4 protein-coding genes are annotated in these 4,405 nt (G+C 62.3%); all 4 read left to right on the top strand.

Features of this window, described 5'->3' with window-relative positions; translation table 11 throughout:
* The first annotated feature begins 435 nt into the window (after positions 1 to 435).
* Positions 436 to 1,413 carry a Bug family tripartite tricarboxylate transporter substrate binding protein gene (locus OQK_RS04305; protein ID WP_016771275.1) on the top strand — a complete coding sequence of 326 codons (978 nt, stop codon included), beginning with the start codon at positions 436 to 438 and terminating at the stop codon, positions 1,411 to 1,413.
* A gap of 55 nt (positions 1,414 to 1,468) precedes the next feature.
* Positions 1,469 to 1,927 carry a tripartite tricarboxylate transporter TctB family protein gene (locus tag OQK_RS04310; RefSeq protein WP_016771276.1) on the top strand — a complete coding sequence of 153 codons (459 nt, stop codon included), beginning with the start codon at positions 1,469 to 1,471 and terminating at the stop codon, positions 1,925 to 1,927.
* A 1-nt stretch (position 1,928) separates the two neighbouring features.
* Positions 1,929 to 3,443 (top strand): tripartite tricarboxylate transporter permease, encoded by a 1,515-nt coding sequence (locus OQK_RS04315; RefSeq protein WP_016771277.1) that lies wholly within the window; start codon positions 1,929 to 1,931, stop codon positions 3,441 to 3,443.
* Positions 3,436 to 4,405: AbrB family transcriptional regulator (locus OQK_RS04320; RefSeq protein WP_016771278.1), on the top strand; the 970-nt coding region annotated here is incomplete at its 3' end. The genes OQK_RS04315 and OQK_RS04320, both read left to right, overlap by 8 nt.

The raw sequence follows: 4,405 nt of genomic DNA on the forward strand, positions 1-4,405 counted from the left end.
CCTCGTTCAGAGTTGGCCGACGCCGCGCTTTGCCGCGGAGTTTACAGCCGCAACCGCCGCTGTGAAGCCCGAAAACCGTGAAAGACAACTGAAAGGTTGTTGAAAGGTTAGCCGGTTAGAGTCGGCCCACGGACAGTTTCGACTGTCGCCGCTGCCGCCACACAGCGCAACGAAAAACGCCATGAAGCGTTTTCGACTCATAAGAACAATAACGGAGTACCCCAGCATGCCCTCCATGCGCACCAAGGCTGTAATGCCTGCTCGCCTTGCTCGATTCCACCGTTGCACTGTCGGTTTTTCGCCGCAGTCCTGTTTCCCCTCCGTTGTTTCAGTCGTTGCGCTCGCGCCGCGAGAGAACTGCGCCTGCCGCTAGGTTTTCGCGTTGCCCTTTGGTCATTCGGTCCATCCATAACAACAACTCCTCTGGAGACTCAAATGAACGTATCACTGCGTAAAGTTGCTCTCGCCGCTGGCGCGATGCTGTTTGCCGGCCAACTCATGGCCGAGCCGAAACGTCCGGAATGCATCGCCCCCGCCTCCCCCGGCGGTGGTTTCGACCTGACCTGCAAACTGGTGCAGAGCGCACTGGTCAACCAGAAGCTGTTGAGCAAACCGATGCGCGTGACCTACATGCCCGGCGGTGTCGGCGCGGTGGCATACAACGCAGTAGTGGCGCAACGTCCGGCGGATGCCGGAACGCTGGTGGCGTGGTCGAGCGGTTCGCTGTTGAACCTGGCTCAGGGCAAGTTCGGTCGCTTCGATGAAACCAACGTGCGCTGGCTCGCTGCCGTCGGCACCAGCTACGGCGCCATCGCAGTGAAAAGCGATTCGCCCTACAAGACCCTCGACGATCTCGTTCAGGCGTTGAAGAAAGATCCAGGCTCGGTGGTTATCGGCTCCGGCGGCACCGTCGGCAGCCAGGACTGGATGCAGACCGCACTGATCGCCAAGGCTGCCGGGATCAACCCGCGCGAACTGCGTTACGTGGCACTCGAAGGCGGTGGTGAAATCGCCACGGCCCTGCTCGGCGGCCACATCCAGGTCGGCAGTACCGACATCTCCGACTCCATGCCGCACATCCAGAGCGGCGACATGCGTCTGCTCGCGGTGTTCTCGGACAAGCGTCTCGACGAACCGGAAATGAAAGACATCCCGACCGCTCGCGAGCAAGGCTATGACATCGTCTGGCCGGTCGTGCGTGGCTTCTACCTCGGGCCAAAAGTCAGCGATGAAGACTACGCCTGGTGGAAAGACGCGTTCGACAAACTGCTGGCTTCCGACGAGTTCGCCAAGCTGCGCGATCAGCGTGAGCTGTTCCCGTTCGCCATGACCGGCCCGGAACTGGACACCTACGTGAAGAAGCAGGTCGCCGACTACAAAGTGCTGGCCAAAGAGTTCGGCCTGATCCAGTGATCGTCTCTGTCTAGTGGCTGCGTCTCCTACGCGGGGACGCAGCACAGGAGCTCCCATGCTTATTCAACGCATTTTCGCCTCGGTGTTGCTGCTGGTGTGTGCCGGCCTGGCACTGATGGCGTGGCCGTACCAAGCGGCTTTTTCCTATGAACCGGTCGGCCCACGCGCCTTTCCGCTGCTGATGCTCGGCCTGATGGGCCTGGCGCTGCTGTACATGGTGTTTCGCCCGGCGCCGATCAAACACAACCCGGATGAGCCGCCGCTGGATCGCGAAACCCTGACCAAGATCGGTCTGTGCGTGGTGTTGTTGCTGGTGTTTGCCGGCACCTTCGAACCCCTTGGCTTCATCGTGGCCAGCATCATTACCGGCGTACCGATGGCCCGTCTCTATGGCGGCCGCTGGCTGCCGAGCGTGGTGATCATCAGCCTGATGGCGGTTGGTCTCTATCTGCTGTTCGATCGCTTGATGGATGTTCCGCTGCCCCTCGGCCTGCTCAGCGTCCTGGAGAACTGATATGGATACCCTTGGCTATTTGGGTCAGGGCTTCGGCGTCGCGCTGAGCCCGTACAACCTGGTGACCGCACTGTGCGGCACCCTGATCGGCACCGTCGTCGGCCTGCTGCCGGGCCTCGGTCCGATCAACGGCGTGGCGTTGCTGATTCCGATCGCGTTCGCACTCGGCCTGCCGCCGGAGTCGGCGCTGATCCTGCTCGCGGCGGTTTATCTGGGCTGCGAATACGGCGGCCGGATCAGCTCGATCCTGCTGAACATTCCGGGTGAAGCCTCCACCGTCATGACCACCCTCGACGGCTACCCGATGGCCCGTAAAGGTATGGCCGGTGTCGCGCTGTCACTGTCGGCGTGGAGTTCGTTCATCGGCGCGTTCATCGCGACCTGCGGCATGGTCCTGTTTGCGCCGCTGCTGGCGAAATGGGCGATTGCCTTCGGACCGGCGGAATACTTCGTGCTGATGGTGTTCGCGATTGTCTGTCTCGGCGGCATGGCCGGTGATCGACCGCTGAAGACATTTATTGCGGCGCTGATCGGTCTGTTCCTTTCCACCGTCGGCATCGACGCCAACAGTGGCGTGTACCGTTTCACCGGCGACAACATTCACCTGACCGACGGCATTCAGTTCGTTGTGCTGGTGCTGGGTCTGTTCTCGATCAGCGAAATCCTTCTGCTGCTGGAAAAAACCCACCACGGCCAGGAAGCGGTGAAAGCCACCGGCCGGATGATGTTCAACTTCAAGGAAGCGGCGTCGGTTTTCGTCGTCAACGTGCGCTGCGGCGTGCTCGGTTTCATCATGGGCGTGCTGCCCGGTGCCGGCGCAACGCTCGCCAGTGCCGTGGCCTACATGACCGAGAAGCGCATCGCCGGCACCAGCGGCAAATTCGGTGAAGGCGATCCCCGTGGTCTGGCCGCGCCGGAAACCGCTATCGGCGGCGCGGCGTGCGGCGCTCTCGTTCCGATGCTGACCCTCGGCGTTCCGGGTTCGGGCACCACGGCGGTGATGATCGGCGCGCTGTCGCTGTACAACATCACTCCGGGCCCGCTGCTGTTCCAACAGCAACCGGACATCGTCTGGGGCCTGATCGCGTCGTTGTTCATCGCCAACGTGATGCTGGTGATCCTCAACATCCCGATGATCCGCGTATTCACCCGCATCCTCGCCGTGCCGAACTGGGCGTTGGTGCCGATCATCGCGATCATCACCGGGATCGGCGTTTACGCTGTGCACGCGACCACCTTCGATCTGTTCCTGATGATCGGTATCGGCATCTTCGGTTACATCCTGCGCAAGCTGGATTTCCCGCTGTCGCCACTGCTGCTGGGCTTCATCCTCGGTGGCCTGATGGAGCAGAACCTGCGTCGCGCCCTGTCGATCTCCAATGGCGCGCTGGAGATTCTCTGGTCGAGTCCGATCACCTTCGGTTGCTGGATCCTCACCGCGATCATGCTGCTGATGCCGCTGATCCGCATCTGGCGCAAGCGTTCGGCGGCACGGCGCGTCATTGCCGATGTTTGATCGCTTGTCCCTGAAAGCCTGGTGGGGCACCCCGCTGGTCGGTCTGCTTGGCGGTTTCATCGCCAGCCAGATCGGCTGGCCGCTTCCGTGGATGGTCGGCTCGTTGCTGGCGATCATCCTGGTGCGCTGCCTGACGCCGTGGCAACTGGCGGAAATTCCTGGCGGGCGCAAGTGCGGCCAGTGGATCGTCGGCATCGGTATCGGCCTGCACTTCACCCCGCTGGTGATGGAACAGGTGCTCAGCCATTTCGGTTTGATTTTCTTCGGTGCATTGGTCACCAGCCTTTCGGCGGTGGTCGGCGTGTGGCTGATGCGCCGCACCGGCGAGGATCGCGCCACGGCGTTTTTCTCAAGCATGCCCGGTGGTTCCGGGGAGATGGTCAACCTCGGCGCCCGTAACGGTGCACTGCTCAGCCATGTCGCGGCCGGGCAGAGTCTGCGGGTGTTGGTGGTGGTATTGTGCGTGCCGGCGGCGTTCAAGTATCTGCTCGGTGACGGCACGCCGATTTCTCACGCCGGCAGCGTCGATTGGCGCTGGCTGGCGATTCTGTTTCCGGCGGGCGCCCTGCTCGCCTGGCTCTGGCAGCGTCTGCGCCAACCCAATCCATGGCTGTTCGGGCCGTTGCTGGTCAGTGCGGCGGTGAGCATTACGTGGGATCTGCACATCGGTTTGCCCAATGGCGGCAGTCAGATCGGTCAATGGCTGATCGGCAGCGGCCTGGGCTGTCACTTCAATCGGCAGTTCTTCCGCCGCGCGCCGTCGTTCATGGGCCGGACGTTGATCGGCACGGCGCTGACCATGTTGATCGCGTCGCTGGCGGCGCTGGGCTTGAGTGCATTGACCCATCTGGATCTGCGTTCACTGACCCTGGGCATGATGCCGGGGGGCATTGCCGAAATGAGTCTGACGGCGGAGACCCTGCAACTGTCGGTGCCGCTGGTGACGGCGATGCAGGTGATGC

It is taken from the genome of Pseudomonas sp. R62 (genome assembly GCF_000257605.1).
GTDB lineage: Bacteria > Pseudomonadota > Gammaproteobacteria > Pseudomonadales > Pseudomonadaceae > Aquipseudomonas > Aquipseudomonas atacamensis.